At 64.9% G+C, this 16645-nt stretch carries 16 protein-coding genes; 11 read left to right on the top strand and 5 right to left on the bottom strand.

Annotated elements, in window-relative coordinates; translation table 11 throughout:
- Positions 1–7: 7 nt before the first annotated feature.
- From GA566_RS01410 to GA566_RS01420, 3 genes are all read right to left on the bottom strand, one after another.
- Positions 8–2104 (bottom strand): ATP-dependent helicase, encoded by a 2097-nt coding sequence (locus GA566_RS01410; protein ID WP_137925938.1) that lies wholly within the window; start codon positions 2102–2104, stop codon positions 8–10.
- A gap of 447 nt (positions 2105–2551) precedes the next feature.
- Positions 2552–3079 carry a TlpA disulfide reductase family protein gene (locus GA566_RS01415; RefSeq protein WP_137925939.1) on the bottom strand — a complete coding sequence of 176 codons (528 nt, stop codon included), beginning with the start codon at positions 3077–3079 and terminating at the stop codon, positions 2552–2554.
- Between the two features lie 110 nt (positions 3080–3189).
- Positions 3190–3645 carry a thioredoxin fold domain-containing protein gene (locus GA566_RS01420; protein WP_171020432.1) on the bottom strand — a complete coding sequence of 152 codons (456 nt, stop codon included), beginning with the start codon at positions 3643–3645 and terminating at the stop codon, positions 3190–3192.
- A 136-nt stretch (positions 3646–3781) separates the two neighbouring features.
- Between GA566_RS01420 and GA566_RS01425 the strand changes: the two genes are divergently transcribed.
- From GA566_RS01425 to GA566_RS01435, 3 genes are all read left to right on the top strand, one after another.
- Entirely contained in the window at positions 3782–4372 is a 591-nt protein-coding gene (locus tag GA566_RS01425) for a hypothetical protein (RefSeq protein WP_237380013.1), read from the top strand.
- A 36-nt stretch (positions 4373–4408) separates the two neighbouring features.
- A complete protein-coding gene (locus GA566_RS01430; protein ID WP_137925941.1) occupies positions 4409–5050 on the top strand; it encodes a LysE family transporter in 642 nt (213 codons plus the stop codon).
- Positions 5051–5129: 79 nt separating this feature from the next.
- Positions 5130–5279 (top strand): hypothetical protein, encoded by a 150-nt coding sequence (locus GA566_RS01435; protein ID WP_160471311.1) that lies wholly within the window; start codon positions 5130–5132, stop codon positions 5277–5279.
- Positions 5280–5322: 43 nt separating this feature from the next.
- On the opposite strand, the gene GA566_RS01440 is transcribed toward GA566_RS01435, so the two are convergent.
- Both GA566_RS01440 and GA566_RS01445 read right to left on the bottom strand, forming a co-directional pair.
- The gene (locus GA566_RS01440) at positions 5323–6861 is read right to left on the bottom strand and encodes a YifB family Mg chelatase-like AAA ATPase (protein ID WP_160471313.1); all 1539 of its coding nucleotides are present in this window, start codon (positions 6859–6861) and stop codon (positions 5323–5325) included.
- Positions 6862–6955: 94 nt separating this feature from the next.
- Positions 6956–7219: an accessory factor UbiK family protein gene (locus GA566_RS01445; RefSeq protein ID WP_137925943.1), complete on the bottom strand. Its 264-nt coding sequence runs from the start codon at positions 7217–7219 to the stop codon at positions 6956–6958.
- Between the two features lie 521 nt (positions 7220–7740).
- Between GA566_RS01445 and GA566_RS01450 the strand changes: the two genes are divergently transcribed.
- From GA566_RS01450 to GA566_RS01485, 8 genes are all read left to right on the top strand, one after another.
- Entirely contained in the window at positions 7741–8541 is an 801-nt protein-coding gene (locus tag GA566_RS01450; protein ID WP_137925944.1) for a TorF family putative porin, read from the top strand.
- Between the two features lie 57 nt (positions 8542–8598).
- Positions 8599–8937, top strand: coding sequence for a P-II family nitrogen regulator (locus GA566_RS01455; RefSeq protein WP_137925945.1), 339 nt, complete (start codon positions 8599–8601; stop codon positions 8935–8937).
- A gap of 32 nt (positions 8938–8969) precedes the next feature.
- The gene (locus GA566_RS01460) at positions 8970–10505 is read left to right on the top strand and encodes an ammonium transporter (protein WP_160471315.1); all 1536 of its coding nucleotides are present in this window, start codon (positions 8970–8972) and stop codon (positions 10503–10505) included.
- Positions 10506–10537: 32 nt separating this feature from the next.
- A complete protein-coding gene (locus tag GA566_RS01465; RefSeq protein ID WP_160471317.1) occupies positions 10538–10783 on the top strand; it encodes a hypothetical protein in 246 nt (81 codons plus the stop codon).
- Between the two features lie 171 nt (positions 10784–10954).
- Positions 10955–12583 (top strand): hypothetical protein, encoded by a 1629-nt coding sequence (locus GA566_RS01470; RefSeq protein ID WP_202126643.1) that lies wholly within the window; start codon positions 10955–10957, stop codon positions 12581–12583.
- 17 nt (positions 12584–12600) lie between these two features.
- Positions 12601–13647 carry an isochorismatase family cysteine hydrolase gene (locus tag GA566_RS01475; RefSeq protein WP_160471319.1) on the top strand — a complete coding sequence of 349 codons (1047 nt, stop codon included), beginning with the start codon at positions 12601–12603 and terminating at the stop codon, positions 13645–13647.
- On the top strand, positions 13644–15233 hold the full coding sequence (gene fdrA / locus GA566_RS01480; protein WP_160471321.1) for an acyl-CoA synthetase FdrA: 1590 nt from the start codon (positions 13644–13646) through the stop codon (positions 15231–15233). Before GA566_RS01475 ends, fdrA begins: the two co-directional genes overlap by 4 nt.
- Positions 15230–16642: a DUF1116 domain-containing protein gene (locus tag GA566_RS01485; protein ID WP_137925949.1), complete on the top strand. Its 1413-nt coding sequence runs from the start codon at positions 15230–15232 to the stop codon at positions 16640–16642. Before fdrA ends, GA566_RS01485 begins: the two co-directional genes overlap by 4 nt.
- Positions 16643–16645 lie beyond the last annotated feature (3 nt).

The raw sequence follows: 16645 nt of genomic DNA on the forward strand, positions 1-16645 counted from the left end.
ACGCCGCCTACTTCCACATATTCCGCATCCGTCCCGCCAGATCCACCTGCGGCAGTGCGGGCTTGGGCGGTGCGTCGCCGGGCATGGGTGGGGGCGGCCACGAGCGGCTGTAGAAATTCGGCATCACGCGGTTGGGCAGGAAGCGCGTGCGCGATGCATAGACGTGGCGGTCACCAAAGCCCACCTGGTTATGCACGTAGAAGCGCTGCGGCACGATGACGTCGAGGTGATCGCGAGCGCGGGTCATCGCCACGTAGAGCAGGCGGCGCTCTTCCTCGATTTCCTCGGTGGTGCCCGTGGCGAGGTCCGATGGCATGCAGCCGTCCACGGCGTTGAGCACGTAGACCGCCTTCCACTCCTGCCCTTTGGCCGAGTGGATCGTCGAGAGGATCAGGTAGTCCTCGTCGCGTGACGGCACGCCGGATTCGTCGCTCGATGCGCTCGGGGGATCGAGCGTCAATTCAGTCAGAAAACGTTCGCGCGAGCCATACGTGGCTGCGATGCGCTCGATCTGCTGCAGGTCGGCCTGCCGCGCGGGCGCATCGTCATGCATGCGTTCCAGATGCGGCAGATACCACGCCACCACCTGCTCGAATTCCGAAGGCCACGGCGAGGTGGGCGCCATCAACGTGCGCGCCAGCGAGAGCAGGTCATCCCATGCAGGCGCGGCGGCGGGCGGTGCTTCGAACGCTTCGAGTGCGAGCAGCGGCTCGGTGGCGGCCTCCAGTCCTTCGAGCACGCGCGCAGCGGTCTTCGGCCCGACGCCGGGCAGCAACTGCAGCGTGCGGAAGCCGGCCATGCGATCGCGCGGATTTTCGAGCCAGCGCACCACAGCCATCACATCCTTGACGTGCGTCGATTCCAGAAACTTCAGCCCGCCGAATTTCACGAACGGAATGTTGCGACGTGCGAGTTCGATCTCGACTTGCGCACTGTGATCGGCCGCGCGGAACAGCACGGCCTGCTGCATCAGTGCGAGCCCCGACTCGCGCCGTGCCAGCACCTGTTCCACGACGAAGCGCGCCTGATCGGCCTCGTCATTGACCACCACCACGCCGGGCTTCTCCGCCGATTCGCGCAGCGACCAGAGGTCCTTGGTGAAGCGTTCGGCAGCGAGACCAATCACCGCATTCGCGGCGTGCAGGATCGGCTGCGTGGATCGATAGTTTTGCGACAGCGTGACCTGCTGCGCGGCGGGCGTGAACTGCGCGGGGAAGTCGAGGATGTTCCGCACGGTGGCGCCACGGAATGCGTAGATCGATTGCGCGTCGTCGCCGACGACGGTCAAGCCACGCCCCTGCGGCTTGAGTGCCAGCAGGATCGACGCCTGCAGCGCGTTGGTGTCCTGGTACTCGTCGACGAGCACGTGATCGAAACGCGCGCCCATGTCTTGCGCGATGCTGGGCTCAGTCAAAGCCTGCGCCCAATAGAGCAGCAGATCGTCGTAGTCGAGCACCTGCTGCTTCTGCTTGGCCTCCACGTAGCCGGCGAAGAGCGTCTTCAGCGCATCGGCCCACATTGCATAGCGCGGAAACTGCGTTTTCAGCACCACTTCGAGCGGCAACTGCGTGTTGACCACGCGCGAGTAGATCGCGAGGCAAGTTTCCTTGCGCGGAAAGCGCGACGTCTGCTCGGACATACCGAGGTCGTGCCGCACCACATGCATCAGATCGGCCGCATCGCCGCGGTCGCTGATCGTGAACGTTGGGGCCAGCCCGAGTGTCTCGGCATATTCGCGCAACAGCCGTGCGCCGATGGCGTGGAACGTGCCCGACCACTGCAACGCGGCGCGCCCCGCACCCGTCTGTGTGCCCAGCGCCTGATCGACAATCCGTTCGACCCGTCGCCCCATCTCGGCGGCGGCCCGCCGCGAGAACGTCAGCAGCAGGATGCGACGCGGATCGGCACCGCCCACCACCAGATGCGCCACGCGATGCGCCAGCGTATTGGTCTTGCCCGATCCGGCGCCAGCAATGATCAGCAACGGCGCATCACCGTCGTACTCCACGGCAGCACGCTGCTCCGGATTCAATCGGGCGAGATAGGCGGGGGCGTCAGATGCCGGATCGGCAACATCGGCGTCGGGGGCAAGATCCGGCAGCACGGGGGATGAGGGCAGGAATAAAAAAATCTGGCGCCCACTGTATATCCATACAGCTTGGGATGGCAAGGCTCGTGATCGCAAACGGCAGTCTGCTCCCCTCTCCCGCCTGCGGGAGAGGGGCCGGGGAGAGGGTAAGCGGTGCAATCACCACACGTCGCAATTTGGACGCCATGCCCTCACCCCCACCCCTCTCCCACAAAAGTGGGCGAGGGGAGCGCATAGCTAGTGGCGTTAGTCCTGTCTCACACGCCGGTTTGCTCCCCTCTCCCGCTTGCGGGAGAGGGGCCGGGGGAGAGGGCCAGCGGTACAAATTCAGACAAGTTGTACCAAATGCGGTCGAAGCACAGAACAAAAAAGGTGCCACATGGGCACCTTTAACTTGGTGAGGCCGTCCAGTATTCCATGCAAAACAAGCGATTCTGTCCAGAATATTGAACATCTGAAGAACTACGCCGCCCCCAGCGCCCCCTCCAGCAGCTTGTGCAGCGCATCCCACTCCGGCTCGCCGACATAGCGCTTGAGGATCTTGCCGTTCTTGTCCACGACAAAGGTGGTAGGTGTCAGTTGCACGTCGCCGAATGCCTTGGCGTTGGTGCCATCGGAATCCATTGCCACCTTGAACGGCAGCTCCCGCGTCTTGGCGTAGTTCGCTACGTACATGGGTGGGTCATAGTTCATGGCGACGGCCACGAAGTCGAGTCCCTTGTCCTTGAACTGCTTGTAGGTATCGATCATCTGCGGCATTTCCTTGACGCAGGTGACGCAGCTCGTGGCCCAGAAATTGACCAGGTACACCTTGCCCTTGAGGTCTCCGGTGCTGACCTTCTGACCGGACAGCAGCGTGAACGTGGCGTCGGGCACGCTGCTGGTGGGCGTCATGGCGCGATAGCCGAAGAAGCCGAGCAGTGCGATGACGATGACGGCGGCGGCGATGGGCCAGCGCTTGCGGGAAGTTGCGGGTGTAGTGGCGGACATGGATACAGCCTTTTGGAAATCAGCACGCGGCGGACTGCGGCTATTCTACTGCCGCGCGCGGATGTGGGGGCTGCGGCGCCTCAACTGGCCTGAATCGGCATCAGGCGACCTCATCGCGCTGCGGACCGCGCCGATACGCGCGCGCGTGCCTCGTCGAGCGCTTGCTCCAGGTATGCGCCGTAGAAATCGGCCTGCATGCCGCGCAGCGGATTGGCCAGATTGCGGCCCTGGCGGTCGAGGAACAATACAGTCGGGGCCATCGAAATATTGCGGGCCTGCGCCCAACGCTTGGCCGTGGTCATCGTGCCGTCGACATCGCGAATCGGCGTATCGGCTGTCATGTCGATTTCCCGCGCGGCGATTTCCCCGGCGGCAAGCTGGGGGCCGAGGTAGTTGCGGCGCACAGTCTCGCAATAGGAGCAGCCCGGCAGCGTGACCAGCACGACGAGAGGTTCTCCGTCCCTGGCTGCGGCGGCCGATTGGGCCGCGATATCGGTGACGGGCGGCAGATGGGCCGCAGCGCTAGCCACGCCGATACCACCAGCCAGCAGCATAGTGCCAAGCATGGACCGGACGGCGGGGAGCAGGGGGCGAACTGGCATAGGGGGCCTCACAAAATGCGACGCCGGCGACAGGCAGGGGATGCGTGGCCGCGCGGCTTCCCGGATAATAGCGGCTTGCGCCAGAATGCGCCGCCCCCCAATGCCCGCACCCGCACACATCCGCCCCCGGAAGTCCTTCCTGCTGTTGTTCACCCTGCTCTGGCTTGTGCTGGCGGGCTGCTCGCCGCGTTACGACTGGCGCACGATTGTGTCCAACGATGGCAAGTACGCCGCGATGTATCCCGCCAAGCCGACCAACGCCGCACGTGATGTCTCCATCGCGGGGCGCAAGCTGCCCATGACGATGGAAGCCGCGAATATCGGCGGCACACTGTTTGCCGTTGGCGTGGTGACGCTGCCGGTTGACGATCCGGCATTGCGGCGCGAGGCCATCGATGCCATGCAGGCGGGACTGGTAGCCAACCTCGGCGCGCATCCCGATACGCCAGCGCGCGCGAGGCAGGTGACCGTCATGTCGGCTACGCAACCGCCAGTGGCGCTGGAGGGCATCGAGGTTTCAGTGGCCGGCGTCTCGCCGCAGGACCAGTCGCCGCGCCGGCTGACCGCGCGGCTCGTGGCAACCGGAATACACGCTTATCAGGCCGTGGTGCTCGAAGCCGGCGATGCCGCGCGCGATACGCGCCAGGCCGAGCAGGTCGAACAGTTCCTCACGGGCTTTCATCCGTTCTAGATTCGTTTCGTCGTCGTATCCATCAGGGAGTGCAGTATGCGTTGGGAAGTTTGGTTGGCCTATTTTGCGGCGTGCTGGGTGATCGCTGTGTCGCCGGGTTCCGGTGCCGTACTGTCGATGAGCCATGGTCTGTCCTACGGACTGCGCAAGACGTCGACCACGATCCTCGGTCTGCAGACCGGGCTGGTCATCATCCTGCTGATTGCCGGGGGCGGACTCGGCGCGCTGCTGCTGGCATCGGAAGATGCATTCCTCGTCGTGAAGACGATTGGCGCGATGTACTTGATCTATCTGGGCGTGCAGCAGTGGCGCTCGAAGGTGGAGACCGATGCCGAGGCAGCGCCGGGCGCGGTGCGCGTGGCCGTGATGAGCCGTCGTCGCCGCTTTGCCACGGGCCTGCTGACGAACGTGACCAACCCCAAGGGCATCATCTTCATGGTGGCAGTGCTGCCGCAGTTCATCGACCCGGCCCACGCGCTGGGGCCGCAACTCGCGATCCTGGCCGCCACGATGTGCTTTGTCGATCTGATCGTGATGCATGGCTACGCGCTGCTGGCGTCGCGGATGCAGGGCCTGTTCCGCAACGCGCGCGCCGTGCGCTGGCAGAACCGCTTCTTCGGCAGCGTGCTGATGGCCGTGGGCGCCGCACTGTTCTTCGTCCGCCGCCATCACGCCTGAGCGGCCACCTTGCCCGGGGTGGCACATCGCGTCCGGGTTTGCTTCAATGGGAGTGACCCCGTTCACCATGGAGACCCCGATGCTCATCGCCCGCGCCCAGACCATTCCGATGGGCCGCTACCATGCGCACCGCGAACCCGGCCCCGGCGATCCGCCGCCACCCGGCTTCCCACCCGACCAGGATCCGATCGAGGAACCGCCGCCGCCGCCGCTGGAGCCGCCGGTCTGAAGCGAGAAGGCCCGCCGAATGTTGGCGGGCTTTTTCGTTGGCGCTAACCCGTTCGCAACACCCTTCGATACTGGATCGCCTCGGCCACATGCTTCGCATTGAGAACTTCCGCGCCGTCCAGGTCCGCGATCGTGCGGGCTACTTTCAGGACGCGGAAGTACGCGCGGGCAGACCAGCCCAGTTTTTCCATCGCGCCGCGCAGCAGCGATTGCGCTTCGGTGTTCAGCGGACAGTGCGTGTCGATGGCACGGCCCGACAGGTCGCTGTTCGGCATGCCCTGGCGGGCCAGTTGGCGGTCGCGTGCGATGACGGCGCGGGCACGCACCGTTTCGCTCGGTTCGCCGGGTGGGCCGTCGAGCATGTCGCGCTGATTCTGTGCGGGGACTTCGATCTGCAGGTCCACGCGGTCGAGCAGCGGGCCCGAGATGCGCGACTGGTAGCGCTGGATCTGATCTGGCGTGCAGCGACACATTCGGGTGGGATGACCAAGGTAGCCGCACGGGCACGGGTTCATCGCGGCCACGAACTGGAACCGGGCGGGGAAGTCTGTCTGCGCGGCGGCGCGCGAGATCGTGATGTGGCCGGTCTCCAGCGGTTCGCGCAGGACCTCCAGCACGCGGCGCTCGAATTCAGGAAGCTCGTCGAGGAATAGCACGCCGAGATGTGCCAGCGAGATTTCGCCGGGACGAGGATTGCCGCCGCCGCCGACCATCGCCGGTCCGCTGGCGGTGTGGTGCGGGCTGCGAAACGGCCGCTGGCCCCATCGCGCAGGATGAAAGCCGCCCGGGGTCAGACTCAGCACGGCGGCGGCTTCGAGCGCTTCGGCCTCGGTCATCGGCGGTAGCAGCCCGGGAAAGCGCTGCGCCAGCATCGACTTGCCCGTGCCCGGCGGGCCGACCAGCAGCACCGAATGCTGACCCGCCGCCGCAACCTCCATGGCCCGCCGGGCCTGTATCTGTCCGCGCACGTCTCGCAGGTCGGGGACATCGGCCGGTACCTCGCTGCGCAAGGGGGGCCGCGCGCGGGGCAGCCGGCATTCCGGCAGCAGCCCGGCGTGATGGCACACCGCGCGCAGCGTCTTGCCCGCGTACACCGCCAGGCCCTCTACCAGCGCTGCCTCCGCGCCATTCTCGGCGGCCACGAGGAAATCGCGCGGCGGCAGGTCGTTGGCCGCGCGCGCCTGGTTGTCGCGCGCCAGTCCCATCGCCATGGCCAGCGCGCCACGCACCGGGCGAAGGTCGCCGGCCAGTGACAACTCGCCCGCGAATTCGAAGCGGTCGAGGGCATCGACCGGCAACTGGCCACTGGCGGCCAGGATGCCCATGGCGATGGCGAGATCGAATCGGCCCGATTCCTTGGGCAGGTCGGCGGGCGCCAGATTGACTGTGATGCGGCGATTGGGGAATTCGAAATCGCTGTTGAGCAGGGCGGCGCGTACGCGCTCCCGGCTTTCGCGTACCTCGGTGTCGGCCAGCCCGACGATGTTGAACGCGGGCAACCCGTTGGCGAGGTGGATTTCGACGGATACCGGTGGCGCTTCGATGCCGGTCAGCGCGCGGCTGCGGAGGACGGCGAGACTCATACCGTGGCGAATACCTTTTCGGAAGTGTTAAAGAAAAAGGCCACCGGAATCCGGTGGCCTTTCTGGCGAAGCAGGGAGAGGAGAGCGCTCGGGCTCATACCCCCGGTGTCGGCGGCGTGCCGGCGCCAGCGCGGGCCTCCAGCGCCGCGACCCGTGCCTCCAGTTCTTCCAGTCGCGCGCGCGTACGGGCCAGCACCTGCGACTGGACGTCGAATTCCTCGCGCGTGACGAGGTCCAGCCGCGCAAAGCCCTGGGTCATCATGCTGCGGACATTTTTCTCGATGTCCTTGGCCGGCGAGTTGCGCAGCGCTTCGCTGACCTTGCTCTGCAGGTCGTTGAACAGATCGGTCGGTTTCATGGTAACGCTCCTTAGGTGACCCGATTCGGATAAGGCCCGTGCCGCGTGGCCCCGAGGCGTGCATGCCATGGCGCATCGGCCACGTTCGCACCGAAATGGGGAAGCCAACCCGGGCATCACGCCCTCGCTTTTCGCCTTCCGATGCACCGCCTTGGGGCGCGCGCTTGCTTGGGCGATCCCGGGCATGCGTTCTCCACGTCCGGACGCCAAGCGCGCAGCACTTGACCCTTCATGACGCGGATTATGGCGCTTCAGCGCCCGCCATGAAAGCTCCAGCAAGGCTTGCCCCCGATTTTTTGCCAGATCCAGGACATTTCGTAGCCCGTTGCTGGCGCGTCATATGTGCCTCTTGCATATCTTCGACACATTGTTTCGGACGTTTCTTAAGCAGGGCGACCCCGCCCGGCATGGCTGGCATGGCAGTTGCAGTAATGGTGGCCAGGAGCGTCACCCTAAAAGCAATAAAGCAGCAGATCCCTCAAAACGAGCCCGCTAAGACTTTAGGAAATGGAGGAAACCCGATGAAGACGTCGAGCCTTGCAGCCAGCGCCGCTGCGGTACTGTTCAGCCTGGCCGCTCCGGTCGCGTTCGCGCAGACCGCCCCGGACGCCGCTACGCCCGCCGCACCCGCCGCCGAGCCGGCATCGCCCCACACGTTCACGGCCAACGTGTCGCTGGTGTCCGACTACCGCTATCGCGGTATCAGCCAGACCAACCTGCGTCCGGCCATCCAGGGCGGGTTCGACTACGCGCACGAAAGTGGCTTCTACCTCGGCAACTGGAACTCGAGCATCAGCTGGCTCGAGGATTCGGACGGTTCGGTGTCCGCACCGGTCGAGATGGACTTCTACGGCGGTTTCAAGAACACGTTCAAGGTCTCCGAACTCGAGTTCAACTACGACCTGGGCGTGCTCCAGTACTTCTACCCGGGCGGCTACACGACCACCCGTCCGTACACGACCGAACTCTACGCCGGCATTGGCTATGGCCCCGTGTTCCTGAAGTACTCGCACTCGGTCACGAACCTCTTCGGCATTCCGGACAGCAAGAACAGCTACTACGTGGACCTGACCGCCAACGTGCCGCTGAACTTCTGGGACCTGACCTTCAATGCCCACGTGGGCTACCAGCGTGTGGACGGCAACAGCGATGCCTCGTACACGGACTGGAAGGTGGGCCTGACCAAGGATCTGGGCAAGGGCTTCTCGCTGGCCGTGGCCTATGTGGATACCAACGCCCGCGAGTCGTTCTACACGAGCGCCAACCGTGGTCGCTATCTCGGCAAGGCCGCCGCCTGGGCATCGATCACCAAGACTTTCTAAACCACACCCCTGAGGCATGGCGGCCCGCCTGACCGGGCCGCCCCGAGGAGAAACCCGATGAAACTCATCATTGCAGTCATCAAGCCGTTCAAGCTCGACGAGGTGCGCGAAGCGCTCTCGGACGTAGGCGTGTCCGGCATCACCGTGACCGAGGTCAAGGGCTTTGGCCGGCAGAAAGGCCACACCGAGCTGTATCGCGGCGCGGAATACATCGTCGACTTCCTGCCCAAGGTGAAGATCGAGGTGGCAGTGCCCGACGAGGTGGTGGAGCGTGCCATCGAAGCCGTGGAGAAAGCCGCCCGCACCGGCAAGATCGGCGACGGCAAGATCTTCATCGCGCCGATCGAACAGGTCATCCGCATTCGTACCGGCGAGACCGGCGGCGACGCGCTGTGACACCAGAGAGACAAGAGACAGAGGCAACGGAAATGAAAACCTGGATCAAGCGATTCCTGACGGCCGGCGCGGTGACGCTGGCACTCGGCACAGCCGGCCTTGGCCTGTCCACCCACGCGGTGGCACAGGACAAGCCCGCCGCCGAAGCCTCGGCACCTGCTGCGGCAGCCGCCGCTCCGGCCGCTGCCGCAGCAGCCCCTGCCGCGCCCGCCGCAGCGCCGGCAGCCGAAGCCGCACCGGCCGCTGCCCCCGCACCGGTTCCCAACAAGGGTGACACCGCCTGGCTGCTGGTGGCCACGGCCTTCGTGATCCTGATGACGCTGCCGGGCCTGGCGCTGTTCTACGGCGGCCTGGTCCGCTCGAAGAACATGCTGTCGGTGCTGATGCAGTGCCTGGTGATCTTCTCGGTCGTGGCGCTGCTGTGGGCCATCTACGGCTACAGCTTCGCGTTCACCGAGGGCAACGCATTCTTCGGCGGCGTGGATCGGCTGTTCATGAAGGGCCTGACGCCCGATGCGGTGACGGCCACGTTCAGCAAGGGCGTGGTGATTCCGGAACTGGGCTTCTTCGCCTTCCAGTGCGCCTTTGCCTGCATCACCTGCGGCCTGATCATCGGCGCCTTCGCCGAGCGCGCCAAGTTCTCGGCCGTGCTGGTCTTCGTGGTGCTGTGGTTCACGTTCGCCTACATCCCCATGGCCCACATGGTCTGGTTCTGGCCGGGTCCGGATGCGTACACCGACGCCGCTGCCGCTACGGCTGCCACGGCCAAGTCCGGCTGGCTGTTCCAGAAGGGCGCGCTCGACTACGCAGGCGGCACCGTGGTGCACATCAACGCCGCTGTGGCGGGTCTGGTCGGTGCGTTCATGATGGGCAAGCGTATCGGCTTCGGCCGCGAAGCGATCCGTCCGCACAGCCTGACCTTCACGATGGTGGGTGCGTCGCTGCTGTGGTTCGGCTGGTTTGGCTTTAACGCCGGTTCGGGCCTGGAAGCCAACGGCGGCGCTGCACTGGCCTTCGTCAACACGCTGCTAGCAACTTGCGCAGCAGTGCTGTCGTGGACGTTCGGTGAGTGGATCGGCAAGGGCAAGCCGTCGATGCTGGGCGGTGCCTCGGGTGCGGTGGCTGGCCTGGTGGCCATCACCCCGGCAGCCGGTTTCGTCGGTCCGATGGGTTCGATCGTGATGGGCCTGGTGGCCGGCCTGGTGTGCCTGTGGGGCGTGAGTGGCCTGAAGCGCATGCTTGGCGTGGATGACTCGCTGGACGTGTTCGGCGTGCACGGCGTGGGCGGTATCGTCGGCGCGTTGCTGACCGGCGTGTTCGCAGCCCCGAGCCTGGGCGGCGTGGGCATCTACGACTATGTGGCGAACAAGGTTGCCGACGACTACTCGATCGCCGGTCAACTGTGGATCCAGTTCGAAGGCGTACTGACCACGATCGTGTGGTCCGGCGTGGTGGCCCTGGTGGCCTTCAAGCTGGTGGACATGCTGATTGGCCTGCGCGTGCCGGAGGAGGAAGAGCGCGAAGGCCTGGACATCACCTCGCACGGCGAGACCGCCTACGAAGGCTGATGCCCGACAACAGAGTTGTGCTGGAGAGCTGATTGGGAATCTTCTCTCAGGAGTTTGACCCCGGCCTTGCGCCGGGGTTTTTTTATGCCCATTTTTCCCGAAGCGTCGCAAGGCTGGGTGCATTGCCACGTTACTGGAACGATCCCCTGTCGTTGGCATGGGAGTCGTTCCCGCCTTTGATTTCGGGCAGCGCGATGGCAGTTGCCGGTCTTTACTATCGCCGGATTGGTTTTGACGCTGACGCAGCCACGGATGCGTCGGGGCAGAGAGGGGTTTGATGCCTGGCGGACTCAGAATTTGCAAACGCGATGCGCGCCACCGTTTCGCCATTTCTGAACTAGATTTCCTAAGGCGTCCCAATCGGGACACCAGGCCGTCCCGCCCAGTATCCGGCGCGATAACAACGTCTTTTCCGGATCGACAAATTCTGATGTGAAAGGAGTGCTATCGTGAGCCAGACTTCTTCGGAAGCGCAGTCGTCGCCGTCTACCGAGATGCATCCGCGATTGTGGGTGGCAGGGGACCTCAACGCCTTTTTCGGCCTGTTCACAAACGTGCTGCTGAACGTGCTGGTGTTGTCGAGCCTCGCGTTGTACGTGGTGCAGATGCCGAACGATACGGTCTATGGACGCATCCTTCCGGCGCTCGGCATCGCGTTGCCGCTCGGCAACCTGTTCTATGCCTACCTGGCGTGGCAACTCGCAAAGAAGGAAGGGCGCAACAACGTCACCGCCATGCCTTATGGGCCCAGCGTGCCGCACATGTTCATCGTGGTGTTCGTGGTCATGCTCCCGACGTACCTGTCGACGAAGGATCCGATCCTGGCCTGGAAGCTCGGCCTCGTGTGGGCACTGATCGTCGGCATCATCGTGCTGCTCGGCGCCTTCGTGGGCCCCACCATCCGCAAGTACACGCCGCGCGCCGCCATGCTCGGCACACTGGCCGGTATCTCGATCGCGTTCATCTCGATGCGCCCGGCGTACCAGATGTTCGACGGTGCGTGGATCGGGCTGGTCTGCTTCATGATCATCCTGCTCGCATGGATCGGCAACGTCCGGCTGCCATTCAACATACCGGGTGGGCTGGCTGTCGTGGTGGTGGGCTCGGCGATGGCGTGGATTGCCACGGCACTGGGCTGGAGCGACATGATGCAGCCCACAGCCGTCGGCGAGGCCATGCAGCACTTCTCTCTGTATCTGCCGGTGGTCAGCGGCGATGTCCTGTCGATACCGCTCAAGCAGATTTGGCCGTTGCTGGTCACGGCGATTCCGCTCGGCATCTACAACTTCACAGAAGGCATCAACAACGTCGAATCGGCCAGCGTCGGTGGTGACAACTACAACCTGCGCGCCATCCTGACGGCCGATGGCCTGGGCGCCATCGTGGGCGCCTTCCTCGGCTCCCCCTTCCCTCCAGCGGTCTATATCGGGCATCCGGGCTGGAAAGCGATGGGCGGCCGCATCGGCTACTCGCTTGCCACCGGCATCGGTGTCGGGCTGCTCTGTTTCCTCGGGTTGACCGCATTGCTGCTGTCTGTGATTCCGCTGGTGTCGATCGTGCCCATCCTGCTGTTCATCGGACTCGTGATCGGCGCGCAGGCATTCCAGGCATCGCCCAAGCGCCATGCCCCGGCCATCGTGCTGGCGCTCGTGCCGAACATTGCCGAATGGGCGAAGACGCAAGTAAACGGAGCGCTTGAAGCAGCGGGTATCAAAACCGAGGCGATTCCCGATGCGATCATGGCCAGCATGGCGAAATCTGGCGTGCTCTACCACGGTATGGAACTGACCGGCGGTGGCGCCGTGCTGGCCGGGCTGATGATCGGCGCCATTGCGGTGTTCGTGATCGACAAGCGCTTCAACTGGGCGGCGGTCTATGCCAGCGCCGCCACCGTTCTCTCATTCTTCGGCTTCATCCACGGTTCGCAACTGGCGATCAACGCATCGCCCAGTGTGTCGTTCGGTTACGGCGTGGCAACGCTGATCTTCGTGGGGCTGGCCTGGCAGCAGCAGCGAAACGGCGAGCGCATCAGCTGGGCACCATCCAATGATGACGAGGAAGAACCCTCACACGTTTGAACAGGAGCAGATCCATCATGGCGAAAACGCTATTCGTGAACGGTACTCTCATGCGCGGCCTGGCGCTGCACGGCAACCTTGCCGGTGCCGAATTCCTGGGTGAGTTCCGCACCAAGCCGGTGTACCGCATTCACTCGATCCACGACATCCATCCTGGCATGTACCGGGTGGAGCAAGGCGGCGTGGCGGTGGCCGGCGAGATGTATTGCATGAGCGATGAAACCTGGGCGCGTGTGGAGGCGGGAGAGCCGCCGCACTTGTATTGCGGCCCGGTGGAGCTTGAGGATGGCCGCGTGGTGGACGGCATCCTCTACCCCCAGAAGGAAATCACGGCGGCGCACACCGATATCTCGGGCTTCGGCGACTGGCGCGCCTACATGGCATCGCGGACGAAGACGATCGAAGCGGAGCCGTACGCGTTGTCCTTCACGCCGGCGACGACCGCGCTGGTCATCATCGACATGCAGCGGGATTTCCTGGAACCCGGCGGATTCGGTGAGATGCTTGGCAACGACGTGTCGCTGCTGCGTGGCGCGATTGCCCCGTGCAAGGCGTTGCTGGAAGCTGCCCGCGCGCGGGGAATGCTGGTGGTGCACACGCGGGAAGGCCACAGCCCTGACCTGGGCGACTGTCCGCCGACCAAGCTGGCGCGCGGACAATTGCAGACAGGCATCGGCGATGTCGGCCCGATGGGCCGTATCCTGGTCCGCGGGCAGGCTGGACACGACATCATTCCCGAGCTGTATCCCATCGCGGGCGAGCCGGTGATCGACAAGCCGGGCAAGGGCGCCTTCTACGCGACCGATTTCGAAGCTCGGTTGCGCAATCGCGGCATCAAGACGCTGATCGTGTGCGGCGTGACCACCGAGGTGTGCGTCAACACGACGGTGCGCGAAGCCAATGACCGGGGCTTCGAATGCCTTGTAGTGTCCGATGCCACCGGATCGTATTTTCCGGAGTTCCAACGCATGGGCCTTGAGATGATCAAGGCACAAGGAGGCATCTTTGGCTGGGTAGCGTCATCCGCCGCCGTCGTGGCCGCGCTGGAGGGGAGGCCGGCATGAGCACCACGACCTGCCAGTATTTCCCGAATCTGTATCGCGATTCCGTGGCGTTGATGCAGTTGTCCGCGCGGCTCGGCAAGTTGCCGGGCGTGGCGACGGCATCGGCGCAAATGGCGACTCGCGCCAATCTCGAACAGATGGCCGGCGCGGGCTTGCTCGATGCGGTGCCCGAGCCACGCCCGAACGACATCCTGCTCGTGCTGCGCGGCGATGCCGCTGCATTGGAAGGCGCGTTGGAACAGGCCGCCGCACTGCTCGACGAGAAAGCCGCATCTGGTTCGTCCGAGGACACGCAACGCGAGCCGCTGCGCAGCGTGCAGATGGCGCACGACGCCAGCGACGGACACGCGAATCTCGTGCTGATCTCTACGCCGGGCGACTACGCCGCTGCGGAAGCCATGAAGGCGCTGCGACTCGGCATGAATGTCATGCTGTTTTCGGACAACGTCAGCGTGGCGTCCGAGATCGCGCTGAAGCGCTACGCACAGTCCCGCAACCTGCTCGTCATGGGACCTGACTGTGGTACCGCCATCATCGACGGCTTGCCGCTGGCCTTTGCCAACGTGGTGGCGCGGGGCGATATCGGCGTCATTGCCGCATCGGGCACGGGACTGCAACAGGTGACCTGCCTGATCGATCAGTACGGTTGCGGTATCACGCATGCCATCGGCACGGGCGGACATGACCTGTCCGAAGCAGTGGGCGGCATCACCATGCTGACTGCGTTGCAGCAACTCGCGGAAGACCCTGCGACACGCGTCATCGTGCTGATTTCCAAACCGCCAGCCGCAACGGTGGCCGACAAGGTGCTGGCCGCCGCGCGCGAGACTGGCAAGCCGGTGGTGGTGTGCTTCCTCGGTGCCAATCCGGATACGCTGCGCGCGGCCGGCGTGGTGCCGGCCAACACGCTGGAGGAAGCCGCGCAACGAGCCACCGAGCTATCTACCGGGAAGCCATCGCGGCAGGATGATGGCGCAGAAGCATTGCAGGAACGCGCTGCCGCACTGGCCGCGCGGTTGAAGCCGGAGCAGACGATGCTGCGCGGCCTCTACTGCGGCGGTACGTTCTGCTATGAAGCGTTGCTGATGCTGCAGGACGTTCTGCCAGACCTTCGATCGAACACGCCTACCGGCAAGGTCGCGCGCGTCGAAGACCTGTGGAACAGCGTCGGCAACACGATTCTCGATCTTGGTGACGACGATTTCACGCGCGGTCGGCCACACCCGATGATCGATCCCGGATTGCGCAACGAACGGATCGTGACCGAGGCGGCGGTCCCCGGCATTGGCATCATCCTGCTCGATTTTGTGCTGGGTTATGGCGCGCATGAAGACCCGGCGGGAGACATCGTGCCGTCGATCCAGGCGGCGCGCGAAGCAGCCGCCGCCGCGGGCCATGAAGTGCTCTTCATCGGCCACGTCTGTGGCACGCGCAACGATCCGCAACAACTGGACGCACAGCGCGCCACGCTGGTGGGCGCCGGTGTGGAATTGGCAGAGAGCAATGCGCAGGCGATCCGGCTGTGCCGCGCAGTACTGGAGGCTGGCAAGGCTTCCAAGGCTACGGACAAGGGAGCCCAGGCATGACACCGTTGATCAAGCAGAAACCCGTGGTCATCAACGTCGGCCTGGCAGCCTTTGCCGACAACCTGCGCCAATGCGGCGGCGAAGTACAGACACTGCAATGGCAGCCGCCTGCCGAAGGCGATGTGACCGCTGGCTGGGCCCTGGCGCAACTGCTGGCCCATCCCCGCGTCGAGGAAGCCAACCGGATCGCCTATTCCCGCTACCTTGCCGCGCAGCCTGTGCTGAGCGGCGTGTCGACTGCCGCGCAGGTGCTCCCCGGCATGACGGAAAAGCGCATCCTGCATTCCGGCCCGCCGATCGAATGGGCGCGCATGTGCGGACCGCAGCAGGGCGCGGTGCTAGGCGCGATCCTGTTCGAAGGTTGGGCGCCGTCGCTGGAGGATGCGCGCAAGCTGGTGGAAGCGGGCGCGGTCGAGTTGTCGCCGTGCCATCACCATGGTGCGGTCGGGCCGATGGCCGGCATCATCAGCCCGTCGATGCCGGTCTGGATCGTGCGGAATGCGGCCGGGGAGAACGTGGCCTACTGCAACCTGAACGAGGGCCTGGGCAAGGTGCTGCGATTCGGCGCCAACAGCGAGGAAGTGGTCCAGCGGCTGCGCTGGATGGCGCAGACGCTGGGGCCGACACTCGCCACGCTGGTCGAGGAGATTGGCGGCATCGAACTGAAGCCGTTGATGGCGCAGGCGCTGCATATGGGCGATGAAGTCCACAACCGCAATGCGGCGGCCAGCGCGCTGCTGTTCCGCAAGCTGACCGTGGCGGCGCTCGCATCCACCCGGCTCGATGCGCGGGCGGTGTCCGAGTCACTGGCGTTCATCGCCAGCAACGACCATTTCTTCCTGAACCTGTCGATGGCAGCCTGCAAGGTCATGCTCGACGCCGCGCACGGCGTACCGCATGCGTCGATGGTGACCGTCATGGCGCGCAATGGCGTCGACTTCGGTATCCGGCTGTCCGGACTTGATCAATGGTTCGTGGCACCTGCCGCGATCATCGACGGGTTGTTCTTTCCCGGCTTCGGCACGGAAGATGCCGCACGGGATCTGGGCGACAGTGCCATCACGGAGACGGCTGGGGTAGGCGGCTTCGCCATGGCGGCGTCCCCGGCCATCGTGCAGTTCATTGGCGGCACGCCGCGCGATGCGGTGGCCAACACGCGCCGCATGCTCCATATCACGCTGGGACAGAACGGCGCGTTCACGCTGCCGGCGCTTGATTTCACCGGCACGCCGGCGGGCATCGATGCCCGGCGCGTGCTCGATACCGGCATCCAGCCCGTCATCAATACGGGTATCGCACACAAGGATGCAGGGGTCGGCCAGATCGGCGCGGGGATCACGCATGCGCCACTGGCGTGCTTCAGCCAGGCAATCGAGGCTCTGGCAGCCACGCTGCCGGCCCCCCAGTAAGGA

It is taken from the genome of Cupriavidus sp. SW-Y-13 (assembly GCF_009793345.1).
Classification (GTDB): domain Bacteria; phylum Pseudomonadota; class Gammaproteobacteria; order Burkholderiales; family Burkholderiaceae; genus Cupriavidus.

Bases quoted from the DNA above. Each gene is read 5' to 3' on its own strand.
- GA566_RS01415 (WP_137925939.1), bottom strand. From the start codon at position 3,079: ATGTCCGCCACTACACCCGCAACTTCCCGCAAGCGCTGGCCCATCGCC.
- fdrA (WP_160471321.1), top strand. From the start codon at position 13,644: ATGAGCACCACGACCTGCCAGTATTTCCCGAATCTGTATCGCGATTCC.
- GA566_RS01460 (WP_160471315.1), top strand. From the start codon at position 8,970: ATGAAAACCTGGATCAAGCGATTCCTGACGGCCGGCGCGGTGACGCTG.
- GA566_RS01445 (WP_137925943.1), bottom strand. From the start codon at position 7,219: ATGAAACCGACCGATCTGTTCAACGACCTGCAGAGCAAGGTCAGCGAA.
- GA566_RS01425 (WP_237380013.1), top strand. From the start codon at position 3,782: ATGCCCGCACCCGCACACATCCGCCCCCGGAAGTCCTTCCTGCTGTTG.
- GA566_RS01475 (WP_160471319.1), top strand. From the start codon at position 12,601: ATGGCGAAAACGCTATTCGTGAACGGTACTCTCATGCGCGGCCTGGCG.
- GA566_RS01485 (WP_137925949.1), top strand. From the start codon at position 15,230: ATGACACCGTTGATCAAGCAGAAACCCGTGGTCATCAACGTCGGCCTG.
- GA566_RS01450 (WP_137925944.1), top strand. From the start codon at position 7,741: ATGAAGACGTCGAGCCTTGCAGCCAGCGCCGCTGCGGTACTGTTCAGC.
- GA566_RS01440 (WP_160471313.1), bottom strand. From the start codon at position 6,861: ATGAGTCTCGCCGTCCTCCGCAGCCGCGCGCTGACCGGCATCGAAGCG.
- GA566_RS01420 (WP_171020432.1), bottom strand. From the start codon at position 3,645: ATGCTTGGCACTATGCTGCTGGCTGGTGGTATCGGCGTGGCTAGCGCT.
- GA566_RS01435 (WP_160471311.1), top strand. From the start codon at position 5,130: ATGCTCATCGCCCGCGCCCAGACCATTCCGATGGGCCGCTACCATGCG.
- GA566_RS01455 (WP_137925945.1), top strand. From the start codon at position 8,599: ATGAAACTCATCATTGCAGTCATCAAGCCGTTCAAGCTCGACGAGGTG.
- GA566_RS01430 (WP_137925941.1), top strand. From the start codon at position 4,409: ATGCGTTGGGAAGTTTGGTTGGCCTATTTTGCGGCGTGCTGGGTGATC.